We start from the raw sequence: 22249 nt of genomic DNA on the forward strand, positions 1-22249 counted from the left end.
TCCCGCCACCGTATCCGCGGCGGTGGGGCGGCCGGCGGCGGACGAACCACTACCCGCCGGTAACCACGGCCGTGCGACCTGCCAGGATCGGCCGCGATGCGCGTGCTGCTGGTGTCGTGGGAGTACCCGCCGGTCGTGGTCGGCGGGCTGGGCCGGCACGTCCACGCGCTGGCCCGGGAGCTCGCCGCGGCCGGGCACGAGGTCGTCGTCCTGACCCGGCAGCCGGCCGGGACGGACGCGGGCACCCACCCCACCACCGACCGGAGCTCGCGCGGCATCCGCGTGCTGCGCGCCGCCGAGGACCCGGCACACCTGGAGTTCGAGCGCGACATGGTGGCCTGGACGCTGGCGATGGGCCACACCCTCGTCCGCACCGCGCTGACGCGGCTCGGCGGCTGGCGGCCGGACGTCGTGCACGCGCACGACTGGCTCGTCGCCCACCCCGCCACGACCCTGGCCGACGTCCTGGGCGCGCCCCTGGTCGCGACCGTGCACGCCACCGAGGCGGGCCGGCACGCGGGCTGGCTCTCCGCCCCGCTCAACCGGCAGGTGCACTCGGTGGAGTGGGCGTTGGCGAACCGCGCCGACGCCGTCATCACCTGCTCGGCGGCGATGCGGGCCGAGGCGGCGCAGCTCTTCGACCTCGAGCCCGAGGCGATCCACGTCGTGCACAACGGCATCGACGCGCGGGGCTGGCGGGTGAGGCGCGAGCGCGCCGCGGCCGTGCGGGAGCGGTACGCGCCCGGGGACGCGCCGCTGCTGCTGTTCGTCGGGCGCCTGGAGTACGAGAAGGGTGTGCAGGACCTGCTCGCCGCGCTGCCGCGGATCCGGCGGCGGCACCCGGGCACGCGGCTGCTCGTCGCGGGCACCGGCACCCAGCAGGACTTCCTGCGGTCCGAGGCGCGGCGCCACCGCGTCGGGCGGGCCGCGACCTTCACCGGGCACCTGCCCGACGGCGACCTGGCCGCCCTGCTCGCCGCCGCGGACGCCGTCGTGCTGCCCAGCCGGTACGAGCCGTTCGGGATCGTGGCGCTGGAGGCCGCGGCCGCGGGCGCCACGCTGGTGGCGTCGACCGTGGGCGGACTCGGGGAGCTGGTCGTCGAGGGCGAGACGGGCTGGTCCTTCCCGTCCGGCGACGTCCCGGGCCTCGCCGCCGCCGTCGACCGGGCGCTCGCCGACCCCCGCGCCGCGGCCGGGCGGGCCCGGGCGGCACGGGCGCGGCTGCGCACGGACTTCTCCTGGCGCGGCATCGCCGCCCGGACCGCGGAGGTCTACGCCGCGGCCCCGAACGGTGGCCCACAGGAGCTCCCCCGGCCGAAGATCCCGTCCGGGAACGTCCTCATGCCCGCTTGAGCCGCCGCTCCACCGCCGCGCGCTGCTTGCGGGCCATGTCCGCCACCGCCGCGCGCTCGGCGGCCGCGGCCTCGTAGTCCTCGACCCGGTTCCGCACGACCCGGGCGGGCGCGCCGACCGCGACCGAGTACGCGGGGATGTCGCCGCGGACCACGGCGTGCGCGCCGAGGACGCTGCCGCGCCCGACCCGTGTGCCCCGCAGGACCGACACCTTGACCCCGATCCAGGTGTCCGGCCCGATGCGCACGGGCGCCTTGACGATGCCCTGGTCCTTGATCGGGACGTGCACGTTCTCCGTGCGGTGGTCGAAGTCGGTCACGTAGACCCAGTCGGCGACGATCGACGCGGCCCCGATCTCGACGTCGAGGTAGCAGTTGACCGTGTTGTTGCGACCGAGGACCACCTTGTCCCCGATCCGCATCGAACCCTCGTGGCAGCGCAGCGAGTTGCCGTCCCCGATGTGCACCCAGCGGCCGATCTCCAGCCGCCCGTACCCGGGCCGGGCGAGGATCTCGACGTTGCGCCCGAGGAAGACCATGCCGCGCAGCACGACGTGCGGGTTCGCGGCGCGGAAGCGCAGCAGCCGCCAGTAGCGGACCAGGTACCAGGGGGTCCAGGCGCGGTGGCGGACCACCCAGCGCAGCGACGCCACGGTGAGGAAGCGGACCTGCTCCGGGTCGCGGCGCCGGCGGGTCCAGCGCTCCCGGATCAAGGCGCCCCACATCGAGGTCATGGCCGACCCTAAACCGGCGCCCGCGTTTGCCCGGCGACCGGTCCGGGGAAGCAGATCCACCGACACACCCACGATCTCGGAGGTCCCATGACCGAGCGCACCGGCGACGCCCCCGGCGACGAGGGCGCGGAGCCCTCGCTGACCGGCGGCGGTGGCGCGGGCACCGCCCGCGGCGACTTCGACCACGAGGGCAACCCCCGCGGCGGCGACCCCGACCGCACGGACGCCGGCGCCACGGACGACGCCGCCCGCGAGCTGGACCGCGAGTACGAGAGCGAGCCGACCCGCAGCGAGTGAGCGACTAGGTTCACGCGGGTGCCGACGCCGCTGATCCTCGACACCGATCCGGGCGTGGACGACGCCGTGGCCCTCGTCCTCGCGCTGCGCAGCCCGGAGCTCGACGTGCGGGCCGTGACGGCGACCTTCGGCAACGTCGGCCTCGAGCACACCCTGCCCAACGCCCGGCGGCTGGTCGCGCTGGCCGGGCGGCCCGAGGTGCCGGTCGCCCGGGGCGCCGCCCGCCCGCTGGTGCACCCGCAGCTCGAGCGAGCCGCCCGCTGGCACGGCGCCGACGGGCTCGGCGGGCGCGCCGAGGCCCTGCCGGACATGGCGCCGCTCGACCGGCGCCCGGCCGTCGAGCTGATGGCCGACGTGCTGCGGTCCGCCACCGAGCCGGTCACGATCGCCGCGATCGGACCGCTGACCAACTGCGCGGTGCTGCTCGCCGCCCATCCCGAGCTGGCCGAGCGGATCGGCCGGTTCGTGGTCATGGGCGGCTCGCTCGGCGGCGGCAACACCGCGGGCGCCGCGGAGTTCAACGTCTACGCCGACCCCGAGGCCGCCCACCGCGTCCTCACCCAGCCCGAGGTGCCCGTCACGCTCGTGCCGCTGGACCTGACGCTGCGCTGCGCCGCCGACGCCGACTGGGTCGCCGGGCTCGCCGCGGGCGGGCCGACCGGGGCGGCGCTCGCGGACGTGATCGCGGCCTACCGGGTCGCCTTCCGCGAGCACTACGGGCGGGACGCGGTCGCCCTGCACGACGCCGTCGCCCTGCTCGAGGCGATCCGGCCCGGCGTCCTGCACACCACGCCCCTGCCGCTGCTCGTGGCCTGCGACCTCGGGCCGGCCCGCGGTGTGGTGGTGCCCGACGGCCGGCCGGACGCGCCCGGCCCGCCCGTCGCCGTGGCCCTCGACGCGGACGTCGACGCCGTCCTCGGGGAGATCGCGGCGCGGCTGAAGGACTGAGCAGGACCGGGAAGGCGCCAGGACTCCGCAGGGACCGGGAAGGACCGGGCACGACGCGGTGAACACGCCGTGTCGTGCTCCGAAACGGTGATTCCGGACGGTCTGCTCTCCCGTCGGCCGCGTGCGGCTCGGCATGATCCTCTTCTCGGGAGGCGCCGGAAGGGGACCGGGGTGGAGCTGGTGGTGCTCGTCGTCGGGGATCCCACCGTTCCGGCCCCGCTCGGGGTTCGTTCCGTGGTCCCACCCGCCGAGGCCGTCGCCGCGGCCCGGCGGCTGCGGCCACAGGTCGTGCTGGTCGACGCCGACACCGGGCCCGCCGCCCTGCACGCCGTCGAGACGCTCGCCGCCGAGCTGCCCGATATCCCCGTCGTCGGGACGGGCGCGGGGCCGGAGCTCGTGCTCGACGTCGTCCGGGCCGGGGCGACGGGCTACGTCCTGCGGGACGATGCGGCCCTCGCCGAGGTCCTGCGGGCGGCGGTCGAGGGTGGTCCGGCCTTCGGCGAGGGGCTGGCCGAGCGGGCCCTGGACGGGGCGGCCTCCGCCGTGGACGCCGCCACGCCCCGGCTGACCGAGCGGGAGGCCGAGGTGCTGCGGCTGGTCGTCGAGGGGCTGACCGCCCGGCAGATCGCGACCCGGCTCGTGCTGTCGCCGCGGACGGTGGAGAACCACATCCAGCGCACCCTGCGGAAGTTCGACGTCCCGGGGCGGGCCGCGCTCGTCCGGTACGCGATCGAGCACGGGCTCGCGTAGATCCTGCGGAGGTCGGCGGGGCGCGGGTACGGGGCCCGCTGAGGTCGCCGTGATGCAGGGCCGGCTCAGCCCGGGGCGTCGATCGCCACACTCCCGCCCGCGATGGGCGTCGGCGCCGAAGCGATCGGTCGGCCGACACGGGGCGGATCAGTCGTTCGCCAGCCCCTGCTCGATGGCGTAGCGGACGAGCTGGGAGCGGTTGTGCAGCTGCAGCTTGCGCAGCGTGTTCTGCACGTGGCTCTCGACGGTGCGGTGCGAGAGGACGAGCCGCTCGCCGATCTGCTTCGCGGTGAGGCCCTTCGCCACCAGCCGCAGCACCTCGGTCTCGCGCTCCGTCAGCGCGGGCACCGCGGGCTCCCCCGCCGGGCGCTGGGCGAGGCGGCGGTACTCGCCGAGCACCAGCCCCGCGAGGCCGGGCGTGAAGACGGGCACGCCGGCCGCCGTGCGGCGCACCGCGTCGACCAGCTCCTCGGCGCTCGCCGACTTGACCAGGTAGCCGGTGGCGCCGGCCTTGAGCGCCTCCAGCACGTCGGCGTGCTCGCCGCTGGCCGAGAGCACCAGCACCCTGGTGTCCGGGAGCTTCTCGACGATCCCGGCGATCGCGTCGACGCCGGACGTCTCGCCCAGGTTGAGGTCCATGAGCACGACCTGCGGGCGCACCGCGGGGGCGATCCGGACCGCGGCGCCGGCGTCGGGCGCGGTCGCCACCACCTCCAGGCCCCGCTCGCCGAGGTCGCGGGCCACGCCCTCGCGCCAGATGGGGTGGTCGTCGACCACCATGACGGTCACGGTCACACGCTCTCCCTGCGCTGTCCCGAGCCGACCGGGATCCGGATGGTCCACTCGGTGCCCCGGCCCGGCCCGGTGTCCAGGTCGAGGGTGCCGCCGAGGTCGCCGACCCGGCCGCGCATCGAGCGCGACACCCCGAGCCGGCCCTGCTCCTCCGCCTCCGCGAGCCGGCCCGCGGGGATGCCCGGGCCGTCGTCGCGCACGCTGATCTCGACCGCGTCGTCGAGCTCCTCGACGAGGACCCAGGCCGGGGCGTCGGCGCCGACGTGCCGCTCGACGTTGGCCAGCGCGGCGCGGACCACGGCGTCGAGCTCCGCGACCGTGGCGGCCGGCAGCTCGACGGGGTGCGCGGGCGCCGACACGCTCACCCGGCCCGACGCCAGCGCCCGCAGCGTGGCCGCGAGGTCGCGCCGGCCCTCGGCGTCGACCTGGGCATTACCGCTGGTCAGCAACGTGCGCAGGGCGACCTCCTGCTCGCCGGCGAGCGCGCCGAGCTTGGCCGCGGCGCCGCCCAGCTCCGCCCCGCGGCGCCCGACGTGCGCGAGGACCTGCAGCACGCCGTCGTGCACCGCCCGGGCCAGCCGCTCCCGCTCGGCCGCGGCGGCCTCCTCGGCGACGGCGCGGCGCACCCGTTCGGCGGCCCGGCGCAGCACGAGCGAGGCGAACCCGACGGTGAGCCCGGCGAGCATCAGGATCTGGATGTCGTTGAGCTCGGTGAGCGTGGCCCGGGCCTTGGCCACCACCAGCGCCGCCGAGATCACCGCCGCGGCGGCCACCCCGCCGGGGATCCGGTAGGCGACGGCGCAGGCGAGCACCGCGCCGGAGGTCCAGATCGAGCCCATGCCCGGCGCCGAGGCGTCGAGCTGGGCGTCCGTGACGATCAGCGGCGTGGTGAGCATGATCCCGGCGCTCACGACGAGGTCGGCGAGCGCGAGCGGCCCGCGCCGGGCCTCGAACGCCTCGCCGAGGTAGCCGCGGGCGAGCACCGCGGTCCAGGCCGTCATGCCCGCGAGCACCAGGCCCGCACCCGCCGGGGACGCGTAGTCGGTCATGTGGAAGGCCGACACCCCGATCACCGTCACCAGCGTGAGCACGCGGTAGACGACGACGCCGCGCCACAGCGGCTCGAGCGGGCGTTCCACGTCGATCAGTGTGGCGTGGACGGGAGCGCGGCGGAACACACGGTCCAGCCTCCCGGTCCGCGTGCCGCCCGGGGATCCGTAGTCCTACCGGGCCTTGGTCCCGGAGATCAGGGCGTTGTAGAACCACGCCCGCGGGACGATCCGGCTCAGCGCGGAGTCGAGCGCGGAGAGCCGCTGCCAGGAGTGGTAGGCGAACATCGCCCATTTCCAGCCCAGCTTGCCCGGGGGCACGGCGGCCTCGAAGGTCCGCACCGGCCAGCCGAGCATGGCCGCGGTGAGCTCCTCGGTGACGGCGCGGACCTCGCAGGCGCCGGCGCGCTCGGCCGTCCGCTCCAGCTCGGCCGGGTCGAAGGTGTGGATGTCGACGACCGCCTCGAGCGCGGCGGCCCGGCTGGACTCGTCGAGCTCGGTCTGCGGGCGGCGCCAGCCCTGCAGGGGGCCCAGCCGGGTGATCGTGGTCGCGGCCTTCCACGTCCACTGCGAGAGCTTGCGGGCGTAGGCGTCGCCGATCGTCGTGGGCTCGCCCGCGAAGACGAACCGGCCGCCCGGCTTCAGCACGCGCACCACCTCGCGGAGCGCGGCCTCGACGTCCGGGATGTGGTGCAGCACCGCGTGCCCGACGACCAGGTCGAACGTGTCGTCCGGGTACGGGATGGTCTCGGCGTCGGCGACCGTGCCGTCGACCGGGAGGCCGAGGTGCTCGGCGTTGCGCAGGGCGGCCTGCACCATGCCGGGCGAGAGGTCGGTGACCGAGCCCTTCTCCGCGACGCCGGCCTGCATCAGGTTGAGCAGGAAGAACCCGGTGCCGCAGCCCAGCTCCAGGGCGTGCCCGTAGGGGCGGCCGTCCCAGCCGGTGGCCAGGCGGAAGCGGCCCGCGGCGTAGTCGATGCAGCGCTCGTCGTAGCTGATCGACCACTTCTCGTCGTACGTGCCCGCTTCCCAGTCGTGGTAGAGCACGTTCGCCAGCTTGGGGTCGTTCCAGGCGGCCTCGACCTGCTCGGCCGTCGCGTGCGGGGTGGGGGCCTGGTCCGTACTCATGAGTAGCGACCCTAGCCCGTGGGTGCCGACTGCCCCTGGAGGGGCAGTCGGCACTACCTCCCCGATCGACCTGCGGGAACGACGATCCGCGGCGGGACCGGGATCCGCATCAGGTCCTCGGCGACGACGAGCTCGCCGTCGAACACCTCGCGGGCCTCGGCCGCGAACCGCTCCGGCTCGGTGTAGCGCTGGGAGAAGTGCGTGAGCACGAGCGTGCGCACGCCGCACTCGGCCGCGACGGCCGCGGCCTGGCGGGCCGTGAGATGGCCGAACGCGTGGGCCAGATCGGCGTCCTCGTGCAGGAAGGTCGCCTCGATGACCAGCATGTCGGCGCCCTCGGCGAGGGCGTACACGCCGTCGCAGAGCCGGGTGTCCATGACGAAGGCGAACACCTGCCCCGGCCGCGGCACGCTGACCTCCTCCAGCCGCACGCCGTCGAGCTCCCCGCGGGTCTGCAGCTCACGCACCCGCGGGCCGGTGATCCCGGCACGGACCAGGGCGTCCGGGAGCATGCGACGACCGTCGGGCTCGACGAGCCGGTAGCCGAAGGCCTCGACGGGGTGTTCCAGGCGCCGGACCTCGAGGGTGCCGAGCTCGTCCCGGGCGACGACGCCGTCCCGGTCGTGCGGGTGTTCGCGCAGGTCCGCGCGCTCCCGGTAGGAGGTGGCGTAGCGGAGCCGGGTGAAGTGCTCCTGCCCCGACGCCGGGAAGTGGGCGTGGACGGGATGGAGGACCTCGTCGAGGGAGAGCCGCTGCACCACGCCGGGCACGCCGAGACAGTGGTCGCCGTGCATGTGGGTCAGGCAGATCCGGGTCACCGCGCTCGCGGCGACGCCGGCGAACAGCATCTGCCGTTGCGTCCCCTCGCCCGGGTCGAAGAGCAGGCCGGCGGAGGCGGGGCGTGCGGAGCCGACCGTCGACGCCGCGTCCCAGCGCAGCAGGTAGCCGTTGTGGTTGCGGGTGCGCGTGGGCGCCTGGCTCGCCGTCCCCAGCACCACCAGCTCTCGCGCACTCACGGGCCGCGACGCTACCCGGACCCGCCCCTGAGCGAACGGCACTTTCGCTCACTAGATGTGAGCGAGAGTGCCGTTCGCTCAAGGGGTGGGTGGCTCGAGCGGCCGGTGAAGCTGCTAGCGGCCGGTGAAGCTCGCCTTGCCGGGGCCGTTCTCCACGAAGGACTTCATGCCGATCGCGGCGTCGTCGGTGGCGAACACGCCGGCGAACAGCTCGGACTCGAGGTCCAGGCCCGTGCGCAGGTCGGTGTCCAGGCCGCCGTCGATCGCCTTCTTCGCGGCGGCGTAGGCCAGGGCGGGGCCCGAGGTGAACTGCGAGACGTACTCGACGGACCGGGAGTACACCTCGTCGGCCGGGACGACCTCGTCGACCAGCCCGATCGCCAGCGCCTCCTGGGCGTCGACGAACCGGCCGGTGTAGATCAGGTCCTTCGCGCGGGACGGGCCGATCAGCCGGGCGAGCCGCTGGGTGCCGCCGCCGCCCGGGAAGATGCCGAGCAGGATCTCCGGGAAGCCGAGCTTGGCGTTGTCCCCCGCGATGCGGCGGTCGGCGCCGAGGGCGACCTCGAGCCCGCCGCCGAGCGCGTAGCCGGTGACCGCGGCGACCGTCGGCTTGGGGATGATCGACAGCGCGCCGAGGCCGGCGGAGAGCGCGCGGGCCCGCGGGGCCATGTCCGAGTAGGACATGGTCGCCATCTCCTTGACGTCCGCGCCCGCCGCGAGCGTCTTCCCGCCGCCGTAGACGATCACGGCACGGACGTCCTCCCTGGTCGCGGCCTCCTGCGCGACCTGCAGCAGCTCCGCCTGGACCTGCCGGTTGAGCGCGTTCATGGGCGGCCGGTCCAGCCGGATCGTGCCCACCCCGTTGTCGACCTCGAGCCTCACGAATTCCGTCACGCCGGGACCCTAACCCGCGGGTCCGGTCCCGGGGCGGGTGCACGAACGGCGCTTTCGCTCACTAGGAGTGAGCGAAAGCGCCGTTCACCGTCCGGGGCCGGGATCAGCGTCAGGGGCCGGGATCAGCGCAGCCAGGCCGTGTACCGCCCGCGCCGGCGCTGCACGGCGAGCGGCAGGCCGAAGGTGGCGGAGAGGTTCTCGTCCGTGAGGACGTCGTCGAGCAGGCCGGCCGCCACGACCTTCCCGCCGCGCAGCAGCAGGCAGTGCGAGTACCCCGGCGGGATCTCCTCGACGTGGTGGGTGACCAGGACGGAGGCCGGGGCGTCGGCGTCGAGGGCCAGCGTGGACAGCCGGGAGACGAGGTCCTCGCGGCCGCCGAGGTCGAGGCCGGCGGCGGGCTCGTCGAGCAGCAGGAGCTCGGGATCGGTCATCAGCGCCCGCGCGATCAGCACCCGCTTGCGCTCGCCCTCGGACAGCGTCCGGTACTCGCGGTCGCCGAACCCGGCCATCCCGAGCTGCTCGAGCAGCTGCTCGGCGCGGTCGGTGTCCAGCGAGTCGTACCGCTCCCGCCAGCGGCCGAGCACGCCGTACCCGGCGCTCACCACGACGTCGGACACCCGCTCGTCGCCCGGGATCCGGATGCCGAGGTTGGCCGAGGTGAGGCCGATGCGCGGGCGCAGCTCGAACACCGCGACCCGACCCATCCGCTCACCGAGGACGTCGACCGTGCCGGCCGTCGGGTGCATCTCCGCGGCGGCCAGGCGCAGCAGGGTGGTCTTGCCGGCGCCGTTGGGCCCGAGGACGACCCAGCGCTCGTCCAGCTCGACCTGCCAGTCGACGGAGTCGAGCAGCACGGTCTTCCCGCGGCGCACCGTGACGCCGTCCATGCTGATCACGAGATCGGACGGATCAGGTGTGACGCTCTGCACTGACGTTTCTGCGCCGGCGGGCGATCCGGGGGAACTCACGCCCCTATCCTCGCCGATCGTGCCGGTCTTCCCGTTGGGTGCCCACGTCGACGACACCGGGGCACGGTTCGCCGTCGCCTCGACCAGCGCCGACGCTGTCGAGGTGTGCCTGGTGGACGGCGCGCCCGGGGAGCTGGCCGAGCGCCGGGTGGAGCTCACCGAGCGGACCTTCGGGGTGTGGCACGGGCACGTGCCGGGGGTGCGACCGGGGCAGCGGTACGGATTCCGGGTGCACGGCCCGTACCGCCCGTGGGAGGGCCACCGGTTCAACCCGCACAAGATCCTCGTCGATCCGTACGCGCGCCGGATCACCGGCCGTGTCACCGACCTCGAGGCCGCCCGCGGCTGGGTCGACGACCCGATGACCGGCCCGCCCAGCACGGTGGACTCGCTGGGCGCCGTCCCCCTGTCCGTGGTCGAGGCACCCGCCGGCACGCCCCTGCCGCCCCGGCCGGACGTCCCGTGGTCCGAGACCATGATCACCGAGCTGCACGTGCGGGGCTACACGATGCGGCACCCGGAGGTCCCGCCCGAGCTGCGCGGGACGTACCTCGGGCTGGCGCACCCCGCCGTCGTCGCGCACCTGCAGCGGGTCGGGGTCACCGCCGTCGAGCTGCTGCCGGTGTGTGCCGCCGCCTCGGAGCCGGCGCTGCTCGAGCGCGGCGCCCACAACTTCTGGGGCTACTCCACGCTCGGCTTCCTGGCCCCGCACGCCGGCTACGCGAGCGTGCCGGGCGCCGAGACCGCGGAGTTCCGGTCCATGGTGGACGCCCTGCACGCGGCGGACATCGAGGTGATCCTCGACTTCGTCCCGAACCACACGTGCGAGGGCGGCGTCGGCGGCATGACGCTCTCCTACCGCGGCCTCGACGCCCGCGCCTACTACTCGCTCGGCGGCCTCGGCCACGACGCCGACATCACCGGCACCGGCAACACCCTCGACGCCGGCTCCCCCACGGTGATCAGGCTGGTGTGCGACGCCATGCGGCACTGGGTCACCCGCTACGGCGTCGACGGCTTCCGCATCGACCTCGCCTCGGTGCTCGGCCGGCCGCACTCCGGGCCGTTCGACCCGCACTCGGCGCTGCTCACCGCGATCGCGCAGGATCCCGTGCTCTCGACCTGCAAGCTCATCGCCGAGCCGTGGGACGCGACCGGCGAGGGGTACCGGGTCGGCGGCTTCGGCGTCGCGTGGTCGGAGTGGAATGGCCGCTACCGGGACGCCGTGCGGGACTTCTTCCGCGGGCACGGGCACATCGCCGAGCTGGCGTCGCGGGTGACCGGCAGCTCGGACCTCTACGCGCTGTCCGGTCGACGGCCGTGGGCGTCGGTCAACTTCGTGACCGCGCACGACGGCTTCACCCTGCGCGACCTCGTCTCCTACGAGCGCAAGCACAACGAGGCCAACGGCGAGCAGAACCGGGACGGCACGGACGACAACCGTTCGCAGAACTTCGGCGTGGAGGGCGAGACGTCGTCACCGGTCGTCCGGAAGCGGCGGCGCGCGACCGCGCGGGCGATGCTCGGCACCCTGCTGCTGTCGATCGGGACCCCGATGATCCTCGGCGGCGACGAGCGCTGGCGCACCCAGCACGGCAACAACAACGCCTACTGCCTCGACGACGAGACGACCTGGGTCGACTGGGCGCCGGACGGGACCGACCCGGACGCGGCCGAGGCGATGACCCGCTTCGTCGCGCGCGTCGCCGCGATCCGCCGGTCCTCCCCCGCCCTGCACCGCGACCGCTTCCTCCGGGACGAGGAGGTGCGGTGGTGGCATCCCTCGGGCCGGCCGCTGACCCACGAGGACTGGCACGACGCCCACGCCCGCTCCCTCGGCCTGCTCGCCGGCGAGTGGCTCTTCCTGCTGCACGCCGGCGGCACGGGCGCGGCCTGCGTGCTGCCGGGCGGCGGCTCGCCGCTGGTCCCGGTACTCGACAGCACGAGGGAGGACGGCGTCCCCGCGGCCGAGCGGCGCCTGCGCCCCCGCAGCACCATCACCCTTCCGCCGCACTCGCTCCTGCTGTTCCGGCGCGTACCGAGCTGACCCCGCCGGACGGCCGCTCCCGCCGGGCGAACGGCCGAACTTCGGCACGTCCGCGTTTGTCCTCCGTAGATCCTCGGGCATCCGCGCGCCGCCCCCCGATCTCGGCGGGCCGCGGCGGCCGGATCCGCCGCGCGGGCGGAGGAGGACTCGTGGTGAAGACGGGACGACACCTCGGCCGCGGGCTCGCGGTCGGGGCACTGGTCGGTGGGGCCGGAAGGCTCCTGTTCGCCCACCGGCGGCCCGGGCCGCCGTGGCTGTCGCCGGTCGCGGGCGTGGGCGCGGCGTTGCTGGGGATGCTGGCGGCGGCGCGGGTGCCGCACACGAGCGGGCCGGAGCGGCACGATGGCTGACGGGACGCGGTCCTCGGACCTGGCCGACATCAGCGGCTACATCATGCTCGGCAACAAGAAGCTGACGCTGCGCATCCGGGTCGAGGAGACAGGCGAGGCGCAGGTGGACGCCGACCTGCAGGGCGGGGGCGACGCCGCCGTCGAGGAGCAGGCCTGGGCGGCCGGCCCCGGCTCCGAGCAGGACGGCGGGGAGGACCGGGACGACGACGAGGTCACCCCGGACGAGCTGGAGGACGAGGTCTCGCCGGACGAGCTCGCGGACGAGGGCGACGAGGCGGAGGAGGCGGAGGAGCCCGGGGAGTCCGACGAGGACACCGGGGCGGCCGACGAGTCCGAGGAGGACGCCTACGAGCCCGAGGAGTCCGAGGAGGACGAGGAGGACCTCGAGGACACCGACGCGCTCGACGACGAGGGCGAGGACGACGAGGGCGACTACGACGAGGCCGAGGACGACGAAGGCGACGAAGGCGACGTCGACGAGGCCGACTACGACGAGGACGAGGCCGACGAGGGCGACACCGAGGGCGACGAGTCCGAGGAGCCGGCGGGCGAGGTCGGGGACGCCTCCGACGAGGACGAGGAGCCCGGCGAGCTCGCGGACGAGGACACCGAGGAGTCCGACGAGGACGAGTACGACGACTCCGCCGTCGACGAGGCGGACGAGCCCGCCGACGACGAGGCGGACGAGCCCGCCGACGACGAGGACGAGTACGACGCCGAGGCCGCCGACGAGGCCGACGAGCTCGAGGACGAGGACGACGAGGCCACCGACGAGCTCGAGGACGACGAGGCCGCGGACGAGGCGGACGAGCTCGAAGCCGAGGACGAGGACGACGAGGTCGCCGACGAGACGGACGAGCTCGAGGACGAGGACGACGAGGTCGCCGACGCGACGGACGAGCTCGAAGCCGAGGACGAGGACGACGAGGTCGCCGACGAGACGGACGAGCTCGACGACGAGGACGACGAAACCACCGACGAGCTCGAGGACGAGGACGGGCTCGACGAGTCCGCGAGCGACGAGGCCGACGAGGAGGACGAGGACGACTCCGCCCTCGAGGATCGCGACGTCGACGAGGAGGGCGACGAGGCCGAGGACCTCGACGACGACTACGCCGAGGACGCCGCCGACCAGGCCGACGACGAGGCCGATGACGAGGCCGACGACGAGGCCGATGACGAGGCCGACGACGAGGCCGATGACGAGGCCGACGACGAGGCCGGGACCGAGGCCGAGGACCTCGACGAGGAGTACGACGAGGACGACGAGGACGACTCCGCGGACGCCTACTCCGCCGACGAGGCCGACGACGAGGCCGAGGACGACGAGGCCGAGGACGACTCCGTGGAGGACACCACCGACACGGATGACACCGACACGGACCAGGACGGGGCGGCGGCCCGTGCGGGATCGACCGGTGGCACGGGGAACGGCGAGGCTCCCGAGGAGGACTCCGACGACGGGGACGGCGCGGTCGACCGCGGCAGCCCGTCCGAGGACGAGCTCCGCGACCTCCTGGTCCACCGCGCCCGCCCGGCGCGCTCGGAGCGCGAGCGGGTGGCGTCGGACCGCGGGGCCCGTGCGTCCCGGACCGCCCGCGGCGGCTCGTCGGTGCGCCGTAGCGGGCAGGAGCGTTCGGCGCGACGGCGCGGGCGCGGTGCGGACGGCGGGAGCTGAGACCGCCTCGGTTGGGCTACTCGGCGGAGCCGCTTCGGCGAGGGCGGCGCACCATCGCTGGTCGGGGTGGAGGTCGTCCGCGCGAAAGGGTGTGTCGGTCCGCCCGCTCGGGTACGTGCGCAGCACGCTTCACCCCGAGCGGGCGACGCCGCCCGCCGCAGACGAGTGCGGAGGTGGTCCGTGGCCAGGCGCACGAGTGACCGTGAGCGGGGGTTCGCGCTCAGCCGCGTGATCGCGATCGTCAACGACAAGGGCGGGGTCGGGAAGACGTCGATCGCGGCGAACCTGGGCGGGCAGTTCGCCGGCGCGGGCTACCGCACCCTGCTGGTCGACCTCAACCGCCAGGCCAACCTGGCCGACGACCTGGGCTACCGCGGCACCGACATCGACGACGAGGGTGCAGGGCTGCTCGGCTCGGTCATCTCGGGGACGCCGCTGCGGCCGGCGGAGGACGTCCGCCCGCAGCTCGACGTCGTGTGCGGCGGGGCCCGCCTCGAGGACCTGACCCCGATCATGGTCTCCCGGCTGCAGCACCACGGCCGCGAGGCGTTCCGCGTGCTGGGCGACGTCCTCGCGCCCGTGGCCGCCGACTACGAGGTGGTGTTCGTCGACTGCCCGCCGGAGTCGACGATCCTCACCGACCTCGCGCTGGCCTCGGCGCGCTGGGTCCTGATGCCCACGAAGTCCGATCTCGGCGGGCTCCTCGGGATGACGCTGGTCGCCGAGCGGTTCACCCTCGCCCGGGAGATCAACTCGCGGCTCGGGTTGCTCGGGGTGGTGCTGTTCGCGACGGGGACCCGGGCCCGCGCCGTCCAGGGTGAGGCCCTCGCGGCGATCGACGAGGCGTTCGGCGGCTCCTCGCCCCGGTTCGAGACGACGATCCGGCACGCGGAGCGCACCGCGCAGGACGCGCGGCGCCTCGGCAAGCTCGCCCACGAGCTGGAGGTGGAGGCCGCCGCTCAGCCCGCGTGGTGGGAGGAGCTGCGTTCGGGCAGCCGTACCCGGCGGGTGTCGGCGACGGCCGCGAGCGTCGCCGGCGACTACCGCGCCCTCGGCATCGAGGTGCTCACCGCCCTGCAGGCCGCCGAGGACGCGGAGAAGAGCGAGAAGGGGCGACGGCCGCGCGCCGGCGCACGGCGGAAGGCCCGGGCGTGAGCCGCCCGGTTCGGGACCTGTCCTCGGCCTTCGGAGCCGCAGCCGCCGGCCTGCGTCCCGCGCGACGCCGGCGCAGGTCCGCTCCCAGCGGCGATCGCGCGGAGCAACCAACGACCGCGCCACGACCGGACAGCACGCCCGACGACGACAGCACGCCCGACACCACCGACACGCCGGACACGCGGGACACGCCGAACACCGGTAGGGACACCGCCACCGACGAGACGAGGAGCGACGAGATTGCCACCGACGACAGGACCGAGCGCCCCGTCGACCGGGAGCCGGGCCGGACGAACGGCCGATTCCCGCCCCGCCGGAGCGGAACGTCCCCCCAGGAGCTCAACGGCCGCGCGGAGCCGCGCCGCACCCGCACGGTGGAGCACACCGAACCCGCGGTGCGGAAGGCCCGCACCCCACGCCCCCGCTACGGCGAGGTGCGGCTCCGCGACGCCCGACAGCTGGACCTGTTGATCCTCGCCGTCGTCGAGGACCGGCCGGAGAACGGGCGCGTGGTGCACCGGATGCTCCGCGAGCGCAGCGACGGCGTGTTCCAGCCCTCGCTGCAGGGCACCTACCACCGGCTGCACCGGCTGAAGAACGACCGGCTGATCACGCTGGGTCCCGCCCGGCGCAACTACCGGCTCACCCCGCTCGGCGAGCGCATCCTGGCCTCCCGTCGTCGCGAGTGGGCGGCCTTCGCGCACGGCGTCGACCGCGTCGTGGGGCGCCCCGACTCCTGACCCGGCCCGGGGTCCTGACGCACCACCCGCGAGGACCCGCCCGACTCCCGAGGCGGTGATCCACCGTTCGGAAGCGGAGCGTCCAGATCGAGCGTCCTGCTGCCGGGCCGTGGATCTTGGACGTCGGCCGACCGCGCCGACGTCGGCCCGACGCGCCCGGTGACCACCGCCCCCTCCGCGGCGTAATCTTCCGACCATGCCGCGTTACGAGTTCCGCTGCCGCGAGTGCACCACGACCTTCGAGGTCGACCGCCCCATGGCCGCGGCCTCGGATCCCGCCGACTGCCCGCACGGTCACAGCGACACCGTCAAGCTGCTCTCGACCGTCTCGCTCGGCGGGCGCGCCGGCGCCGCCCCGGCCATGGCCCCGATGGGCGGCGGAGGCGGCTGCTGCGGCGGGGCCTGCGGCTGCGGCTGACCGCGGCGCCGCCCCGCGCGGCGTCGACCACGGCCGTCCGACGCCCACCCACCGCGCCCACACCGGCCTCATTGCACCGCGAGATCAGCGCGGGCTCACCGCGGGATCAGCGTGTTCTGCCGCGCCACGATCCACCACCGCCCCTGCTCCCGCACGAGCACGTACAGCGCCGACATCGTGTGGTCGAGGTCGATCGGCGTGCCCTCGGCGTCCACGGCGCGGGCCAGCTTGCGCACGAGCGCGACGTCCGGGCGCACGAACGTGACGTCGTCGATCTCGTAGCGGGCGTACTGGTCCTTCAGGAACCCGCGCACGGCCTGCGTGTGCACCTCGCGCAGCGCGTCGAGGCCGGCGGTCGCCCTTCCGTTCACGCCGACCGCCACGGCGTCGGCGGCGAAGTGTCGGGTCATCAGCTCGGCGTCGTTGGTGTTCAGCCCCGTCTCGACGTCCGCGATCACCTGCCGGAGCGCGGCCAGGTCGGCGGAGTGGTCGGCGTCGTCGGAGACCGTCGGAGCGGTGGTCACGGAAGTCATGACGACACCCTCGGACCTCGACCCGACTCGAGGTCAAGACCTTCCCACATGCACGAACGGCACCCTCGCTCACTAGGTATGAGCGAGAGTGCCGTTCGTGCAGGGGAAGCGGCTAGGCCAGGACGATCTTGCCCAGCTCGGCGGGCGAGGCCAGCAGCGGGTGCTGCGGGAGGACCCGGACCGTGTAGCCCGCGAGCCCCGCGTGCGGCAGCGGGACCACGGCCTCGAACCGGTCAGCGCCGTCCGTGGCGCCCACGTGCTTCATCGCGACCCGTACTGTGTCGTCGAGCTCGTCCGCCTCGTCCACCCGGCCGACGATCGTCTCGACGGTCACGTCGTCCGGCGAGAGGCCACCGAGGTCGACGGCCGCGCGCACGGTCATCGGTGCCCCGACGACCGGGGTGTCCGGCAGCCCGGACGCGTCGACCCCCGTGACCTGGACCTTCGTCCACGCGGTGTTCAGCTTCTCCCGGTAGGACGCGATCTCCTTCGCCCCGCCGAAGTCCGAGGCCGTGACGGTCCGGGCGGCCTCGGCGGCGGGCGCGTACCAGTTCTCGACGTACTCGCGCACCATCCGGGTCGCCTGCACCTGCGGGCGCAAGGTCTCCAAGGTGTGCCGGACCAGGGCGGTCCACTTCGGCGGCACCCCGGCGTCGCGCTCGTAGAAGGCGGGCGCGACCTGGGTGGCGAGCAGCTCGTAGAGCGCCTGGGCCTCGAGGTCGTCGCGCTTGTGCGGGTCGTCGATGCCGTCCGCGGTCGGGATGGCCCAGCCGTTCCGGCCGTCGTAGAGCTCGTCCCACCAGCCGTCCCGGATGGAGAGGTTGAGCCCGCCGTTGAGCGCCGACTTCATCCCGGACGTGCCGCAGGCCTCCAGCGGGCGCAGCGGGTTGTTCAACCAGACGTCGCAGCCCCAGTACAGGTAGCGGGCCATCGACATGTCGTAGTCCGGCAGGAACACGATGCGGTGCCGCACGGCCGGGTCGTCGGCGAACCGGACGATCTGCTGGATGAGCGCCTTGCCGCCGTCGTCGGCCGGGTGGGACTTGCCCGCGACGATCAGCTGCACCGGCCGGTGCGGGTCGAGCAGCAGGTCGCGCAGCCGGCTCGGGTCGCGCAGCATCAGGGTGAGCCGCTTGTAGGTCGGCACCCGGCGGGCGAAGCCGACGGTGAGCACGTCCGGGTCGAAGACGTGGTCGGTCCAGCCCAGCTCGGGGGTCGACGCGCCGCGCTCCAGCCAGGCGGCCCGGACGCGGCGGCGGACCTCGTCGACCAGCCGGGCGCGCAGGGCGTTGCGCAGGCCCCACAGCTCGGCGTCGCCGACGTGGTCGAGGGCGGCGGCGGAGCGTGCGGAGCCGATCCCGGACGCAGGCCCGGGCTCGCCGATCAGGGCGGCCACGTCCGGGGACTCCCAGGTGTGCCCGTGCACGCCGTTGGTGACCGAGCCGATCGGCACCTCCTCGGCGTCGAACCCGCGCCAGAGGCCGCCGAACATGCCGCGCGAGACCTCGCCGTGCAGCTTCGAGACGCCGTTGGCGCGCTGCGCGAGCCGCAGCCCCATGTGCGCCATGTTGAACATGGCCGGGTCGTCCTCGGCGCCCATCGCGAGCAGCCGGTCGGTCGGCAGGCCGGGCAGCAGCGCGTCCGTGAGGTAGCGGCGCACCAGGTCGACGGGGAAGCGGTCGATGCCCGCGGGCACCGGCGTGTGCGTGGTGAAGACCGTGCCGGCCCGCACCGCGGAGAGCGCCTGGTCGAAGTCCAGGCCCTTCGCGGACCGCAGCTCGCGGATGCGCTCGAGGCCGAGGAAACCGGCGTGGCCCTCGTTGGTGTGGAAGACCTCCGGCTCCGGGTGGCCGGTCGCGGCGCAGTAGGCCCGCACCGCCCGGACGCCGCCGACGCCGATCAGGATCTCCTGCTTGATGCGGTGGTCCTGGTCGCCGCCGTAGAGCCGGTCGGTGACGGTCCGCAGGTCGGCGTCGTTGGCCTCGATGTCGGCGTCGAGCAGCAGCAGCGGGACCCGGCCGACGGCCGCCTGCCACACGCGCGCGGCCAGCGTCCGGCCCTCGGGCATGGCGACCTCGACGATCACCGGCGCCCCGTCGGCGTCCGTGAGCAGCTGCAGCGGCAGGCCCTGCGGGTCGAGGACCGGGTAGTGCTCGAGCTGCCAGCCGTCGAGCGAGAGCGACTGGCGGAAGTACCCGGACTGGTAGAGCAGCCCGACGCCGATCAACGGCACCCCGAGGTCCGACGCCGCCTTGAGGTGGTCGCCGGCCAGCACGCCCAGGCCGCCCGAGTAGTTCGGCAGCACCTCGGACACGCCGAACTCCATGGAGAAGTAGGCGATCGCGTCCGGTCTCCCCGCCCGCCCGAGCCCCTCCTCGCCCTGGTACCAGCGGTCCTCGCCGAGGTACCGCTCCAGGTCGGCGGCGAGCCCGGCGACGGTGCCGACGAGGTCCGCGTCCTCGGCCAGCTCGGTCAGCCGGGCGGTCGGGATCTCGCCCAGCAGCCGGACCGGGTCCTCCCCCGCGCGCTCCCACGCCGCGGGGTCGAGCGAGGCGAACAGCTCGCGGGTGGCCGGGTGCCAGCTCCACCGCAGATTGGTCGCCAGGGTCTGCAGCGGGGCCAGCCGCTCGGGCAGCTGGGCACGGACGGTGAAGCGGCGGAGGGCTCTCACGGGGCCGCACAGTAGTACGGGATCGGTTCGGTGACCGATCCAGCTCCAGGTCAGGTGGCCTGCTGATCCAGTCGGTCGAGCACCGGCGCGGCACTGAACCGGTCGTGCCGGAAGGACTCCGGACCCAGCGGTGGACCCGGTTCTCGGCGAAGGCCGGCAGTGCCGCGAGCACCGGCTGGGCGCTCCGGTATCCGGCGACGTCCTCCTCCGTCGCGTCGACGAAGGAGAACGACGCGTCGCCGGAGGCGCTCGCGTTCTCCGCCGCCACCTCGGCTGGACCTGCCGGCGCTGGGTCCTGCCCCGGCTGGGCCGGCGAGCAGCGCGCCCTGACCGCGGCACCGGGCACCTGCCGAGGCCGTGCTCGCCCGCGTCGGGGCCCGGCTCGCCGCCGCCGCACCGCTGACCCGGGCGCTCGATCGGGTGGAGCGTGAGCGGCTCGCGGAGCTCCTCGAACGGGTGATCATGCACCCCGACGCACCAGCGGCCGGACACGCAGCGCAGCCGCGCCGACCGCTCACCGACGGGCGCTCGCCGGGCGGTCGCGACGGGTCGGTGAAGAGCATGTGAACCTGTGTCGCCACGCCCGGTCCCGTTACGCGCAGCGGTGGACGGGGTAGGTACGGTTGTGACGCACGCGATGCCGGGCGTCCGCGTGCGAATCCGACCAACGAACTGCGGGGGTGGACGTCGATGACGGGTCGGCTGGGGATCGATGACGTCAGTCCCGCGGTGGGCGACGGCCGTCATCCCAGCAAGGCCGTGGTCGGCGAGGTGATCCCGGTCCGCGCCACCGTCTGGCGCGAGGGGCACGACGCCGTCGCCGCCAACGTGGTCTGGAAGCGGCTCGGCGCCACCGCGCAGGCCGAGCACGTGCGGATGCTGCCGGACGGGGTCGGCACGGACCGCTTCGTCGCCACCGTGGTGCCGGACGAGCCCGGGCTGTGGACCTTCCGGGTGGACGCCTGGAGCGACCCGTGGGCCACCTGGCGGCACGCCGTCGAGGCCAAGCTGAGGGCGAACCAGAGCGCGGACGAGCTGGCCAACGACTTGGAGACCGGCGCTCGGCTGCTGCAGCGCGTGGGCCGCCGCCCCAGCGAGCGCGCCAACCGCGACCTCCTCTTCGGCGCCGCGAACGCCCTCCGCGACACCGCGCTGCCGCTGCACGCCCGCGTGGCCCCGGCGCTGTTCCCGGCCGTGCACGCGATCATGACCGAGCGGCCGGTGCGCGAGCTGATCACCCGCGGCCGCACCCAGCAGGTCTACGTCGACCGCGAGCGGGCGCTGTTCGGTTCCTGGTACGAGTTCTTCCCCCGCTCCACCGGGGGGCGGGACGAGACCGGCCGGGCCGTGCACGGCTCGTTCGTCACCGCGGCCAAGGAGCTCGACCGGATCGCGGCCATGGGCTTCGACGTCGTGTACCTCCCGCCGATCCACCCCGTCGGCACGGTGCACCGCAAGGGCCGCAACAACTCCGTGCACGCCGAGCCGGGGGACGTCGGCTCCCCGTGGGCCATCGGCAGCAAGGACGGCGGGCACGACGCGATCGACCCCGAGCTCGGCACGATCGACGACTTCGACTCCTTCGTCGCCCGCGCCAAGGACCTCGGCATGGAGGTCGCGCTCGACTTCGCGCTGCAGTGCGCGCCGGACCATCCGTGGGTCGAGGCCCACCCGGAGTGGTTCACGGTGCGGCCGGACGGGTCGATCGCCTACGCGGAGAACCCGCCGAAGAAGTACCAGGACATCTACCCGATCAACTTCGACAACGACCCGGCCGGGCTCTACGCCGAGGCGCTGCGGGTCGTGCTGCACTGGGTCGAGCACGGGGTCCGGATCTTCCGGGTGGACAACCCGCACACCAAGCCGCCGAACTTCTGGCACTGGCTGATCTGGCAGGTCAAGGCGCGCTACCCCGACGTGCTGTTCCTGGCCGAGGCGTTCACCCGCCCGGCCCGGCTGTTCGGGCTCGCGCGGCTGGGCTTCACCCAGAGCTACACCTACTTCACCTGGCGCACGGAGAAGGAGGAGCTGGCCGAGTTCGCGCTCATGCACGCCGAGCGCGCGGACGAGTGCAGGCCCAACCTCTTCGTGAACACCCCGGACATCCTCCACGAGTCGCTGCAGACCGGCGGCCCGGCGATGTTCGCCATCCGCGCAGTCCTGGCCGCGACCATGTCCCCGACCTGGGGCGTGTACTCCGGCTTCGAGCTGTTCGAGGGCACCCCGGTCAAGCCGGGCAGCGAGGAGTACCTCGACTCGGAGAAGTACGAGCTGCGCCCGCGGGACTTCCAGGCCGCGCTCAACGAGGGCCGCTCGCTCGAGCCCTTCCTCGGCCGGCTCAACGAGATCCGCCGCGCGCACCCGGCGCTGCAGCAGCTGCGCGAGATCCACTTCCACGAGGTGGACAACCCCGACCTGCTCGTCTACTCGAAGCGGGACCCGGGCACCGGCGACACGGTGATCGTGGTCGTCACGCTCGACTCGCACGAGATGCGCGAGGGGTTCGTCCGGCTCGACATGCCCGAGCTGGGCCTGGACTGGCAGGACCAGTTCACGGTCACGGACGAGATCACCGGGGACATCTTCCGCTGGCAGGAGCGCAACTACGTGCGACTGCAGCCGCTGGAGAACGTCGCGCACATCCTGCGCGTGCACCGGGGCTGACCCCACCTCCTCCTCGACGACGCCGGTTCCGCTCCGCGGGGCCGGCGTCGTCGCGTTCTCGGGAA

Annotated in this window: 20 protein-coding genes; 11 read left to right on the top strand and 9 right to left on the bottom strand. The window is 74.4% G+C overall.

The window, feature by feature from the left end:
• Positions 1-96 precede the first annotated feature (96 nt).
• On the top strand, positions 97-1353 hold the full coding sequence (locus ABD990_RS01225; RefSeq protein ID WP_345377737.1) for a glycosyltransferase family 4 protein: 1257 nt from the start codon (positions 97-99) through the stop codon (positions 1351-1353).
• Here the strand turns inward: ABD990_RS01225 and ABD990_RS01230 are convergent.
• The gene (locus ABD990_RS01230; protein WP_345377738.1) at positions 1340-2086 is read right to left on the bottom strand and encodes an acyltransferase; all 747 of its coding nucleotides are present in this window, start codon (positions 2084-2086) and stop codon (positions 1340-1342) included. The genes ABD990_RS01225 and ABD990_RS01230 overlap by 14 nt on opposite strands.
• Before the next feature lie 87 nt (positions 2087-2173).
• On the opposite strand from ABD990_RS01230, the gene ABD990_RS01235 reads away from it, so the two are divergent.
• From ABD990_RS01235 to ABD990_RS01245, 3 genes are all read left to right on the top strand, one after another.
• Complete coding sequence (locus ABD990_RS01235; protein ID WP_345377739.1) at positions 2174-2383, top strand: hypothetical protein; 210 nt, start codon at positions 2174-2176, stop codon at positions 2381-2383.
• Between the two features lie 18 nt (positions 2384-2401).
• Positions 2402-3331, top strand: coding sequence for a nucleoside hydrolase (locus tag ABD990_RS01240; protein ID WP_345377740.1), 930 nt, complete (start codon positions 2402-2404; stop codon positions 3329-3331).
• Between the two features lie 171 nt (positions 3332-3502).
• Positions 3503-4081: a LuxR C-terminal-related transcriptional regulator gene (locus ABD990_RS01245; RefSeq protein WP_345377741.1), complete on the top strand. Its 579-nt coding sequence runs from the start codon at positions 3503-3505 to the stop codon at positions 4079-4081.
• A 147-nt stretch (positions 4082-4228) separates the two neighbouring features.
• Here ABD990_RS01245 and ABD990_RS01250 read toward each other — a convergent pair whose 3' ends face one another.
• From ABD990_RS01250 to ABD990_RS01275, 6 genes are all read right to left on the bottom strand, one after another.
• Positions 4229-4861, bottom strand: a complete 633-nt coding sequence (locus tag ABD990_RS01250) for a response regulator (RefSeq protein ID WP_425569352.1) — start codon at positions 4859-4861, stop codon at positions 4229-4231.
• Positions 4862-4872: 11 nt separating this feature from the next.
• Entirely contained in the window at positions 4873-6012 is a 1140-nt protein-coding gene (gene macS, locus ABD990_RS01255) for a MacS family sensor histidine kinase (RefSeq protein WP_345377743.1), read from the bottom strand.
• An 84-nt stretch (positions 6013-6096) separates the two neighbouring features.
• Positions 6097-7050: a class I SAM-dependent methyltransferase gene (locus ABD990_RS01260; RefSeq protein WP_345377744.1), complete on the bottom strand. Its 954-nt coding sequence runs from the start codon at positions 7048-7050 to the stop codon at positions 6097-6099.
• A gap of 53 nt (positions 7051-7103) precedes the next feature.
• Complete coding sequence (locus tag ABD990_RS01265) at positions 7104-8066, bottom strand: ribonuclease Z (protein WP_345377745.1); 963 nt, start codon at positions 8064-8066, stop codon at positions 7104-7106.
• 114 nt (positions 8067-8180) lie between these two features.
• Entirely contained in the window at positions 8181-8960 is a 780-nt protein-coding gene (locus ABD990_RS01270; RefSeq protein WP_345377746.1) for an enoyl-CoA hydratase/isomerase family protein, read from the bottom strand.
• 122 nt (positions 8961-9082) lie between these two features.
• Positions 9083-9847 (bottom strand): ABC transporter ATP-binding protein, encoded by a 765-nt coding sequence (locus ABD990_RS01275; RefSeq protein ID WP_345377747.1) that lies wholly within the window; start codon positions 9845-9847, stop codon positions 9083-9085.
• 100 nt (positions 9848-9947) lie between these two features.
• Here ABD990_RS01275 and glgX point away from each other — a divergent pair, with 100 nt between their 5' ends.
• The 6 genes from glgX to ABD990_RS01305 all read left to right on the top strand — a co-directional run bounded on the left by glgX (position 9948) and on the right by ABD990_RS01305 (position 16316).
• Positions 9948-11975, top strand: coding sequence for a glycogen debranching protein GlgX (glgX, locus tag ABD990_RS01280; RefSeq protein WP_345377749.1), 2028 nt, complete (start codon positions 9948-9950; stop codon positions 11973-11975).
• 152 nt (positions 11976-12127) lie between these two features.
• Positions 12128-12325, top strand: a complete 198-nt coding sequence (locus ABD990_RS01285) for a hypothetical protein (protein ID WP_345377750.1) — start codon at positions 12128-12130, stop codon at positions 12323-12325.
• Complete coding sequence (locus ABD990_RS01290) at positions 12318-14003, top strand: hypothetical protein (RefSeq protein ID WP_345377751.1); 1686 nt, start codon at positions 12318-12320, stop codon at positions 14001-14003. Before ABD990_RS01285 ends, ABD990_RS01290 begins: the two co-directional genes overlap by 8 nt.
• Positions 14004-14183: 180 nt before the next feature.
• A complete protein-coding gene (locus tag ABD990_RS01295) occupies positions 14184-15158 on the top strand; it encodes a ParA family protein (protein ID WP_345377752.1) in 975 nt (324 codons plus the stop codon).
• 374 nt (positions 15159-15532) lie between these two features.
• Positions 15533-15898 (top strand): PadR family transcriptional regulator, encoded by a 366-nt coding sequence (locus tag ABD990_RS01300; RefSeq protein WP_345377753.1) that lies wholly within the window; start codon positions 15533-15535, stop codon positions 15896-15898.
• 196 nt (positions 15899-16094) lie between these two features.
• The gene (locus ABD990_RS01305) at positions 16095-16316 is read left to right on the top strand and encodes an FmdB family zinc ribbon protein (protein WP_345377754.1); all 222 of its coding nucleotides are present in this window, start codon (positions 16095-16097) and stop codon (positions 16314-16316) included.
• Between the two features lie 95 nt (positions 16317-16411).
• Here ABD990_RS01305 and ABD990_RS01310 read toward each other — a convergent pair whose 3' ends face one another.
• Together ABD990_RS01310 and glgP are read right to left on the bottom strand one after the other, a co-directional pair.
• Positions 16412-16849: an SgcJ/EcaC family oxidoreductase gene (locus ABD990_RS01310; protein WP_345377755.1), complete on the bottom strand. Its 438-nt coding sequence runs from the start codon at positions 16847-16849 to the stop codon at positions 16412-16414.
• Between the two features lie 112 nt (positions 16850-16961).
• On the bottom strand, positions 16962-19520 hold the full coding sequence (gene glgP, locus ABD990_RS01315) for an alpha-glucan family phosphorylase (RefSeq protein ID WP_345377756.1): 2559 nt from the start codon (positions 19518-19520) through the stop codon (positions 16962-16964).
• Positions 19521-20210: 690 nt separating this feature from the next.
• Between glgP and ABD990_RS01320 the strand changes: the two genes are divergently transcribed.
• A complete protein-coding gene (locus ABD990_RS01320; RefSeq protein ID WP_345377757.1) occupies positions 20211-22184 on the top strand; it encodes an alpha-1,4-glucan--maltose-1-phosphate maltosyltransferase in 1974 nt (657 codons plus the stop codon).
• The last annotated feature ends 65 nt before the right edge of the window (positions 22185-22249 follow it).

Origin of the sequence: Pseudonocardia yuanmonensis, assembly GCF_039542425.1 — a bacterium.
Classification (GTDB): domain Bacteria; phylum Actinomycetota; class Actinomycetes; order Mycobacteriales; family Pseudonocardiaceae; genus Pseudonocardia; species Pseudonocardia yuanmonensis.

Coding starts and splice junctions, on each gene's coding strand:
- ABD990_RS01275 (WP_345377747.1), bottom strand. CDS start 9,847: ATGGACGGCGTCACGGTGCGCCGCGGGAAGACCGTGCTGCTCGACTCC.
- ABD990_RS01260 (WP_345377744.1), bottom strand. CDS start 7,050: ATGAGTACGGACCAGGCCCCCACCCCGCACGCGACGGCCGAGCAGGTC.
- ABD990_RS01310 (WP_345377755.1), bottom strand. CDS start 16,849: ATGACTTCCGTGACCACCGCTCCGACGGTCTCCGACGACGCCGACCAC.
- ABD990_RS01320 (WP_345377757.1), top strand. CDS start 20,211: ATGACGGGTCGGCTGGGGATCGATGACGTCAGTCCCGCGGTGGGCGAC.
- ABD990_RS01305 (WP_345377754.1), top strand. CDS start 16,095: ATGCCGCGTTACGAGTTCCGCTGCCGCGAGTGCACCACGACCTTCGAG.
- ABD990_RS01225 (WP_345377737.1), top strand. CDS start 97: ATGCGCGTGCTGCTGGTGTCGTGGGAGTACCCGCCGGTCGTGGTCGGC.
- ABD990_RS01235 (WP_345377739.1), top strand. CDS start 2,174: ATGACCGAGCGCACCGGCGACGCCCCCGGCGACGAGGGCGCGGAGCCC.
- ABD990_RS01290 (WP_345377751.1), top strand. CDS start 12,318: ATGGCTGACGGGACGCGGTCCTCGGACCTGGCCGACATCAGCGGCTAC.
- ABD990_RS01250 (WP_425569352.1), bottom strand. CDS start 4,861: ATGGTGGTCGACGACCACCCCATCTGGCGCGAGGGCGTGGCCCGCGAC.
- ABD990_RS01230 (WP_345377738.1), bottom strand. CDS start 2,086: ATGACCTCGATGTGGGGCGCCTTGATCCGGGAGCGCTGGACCCGCCGG.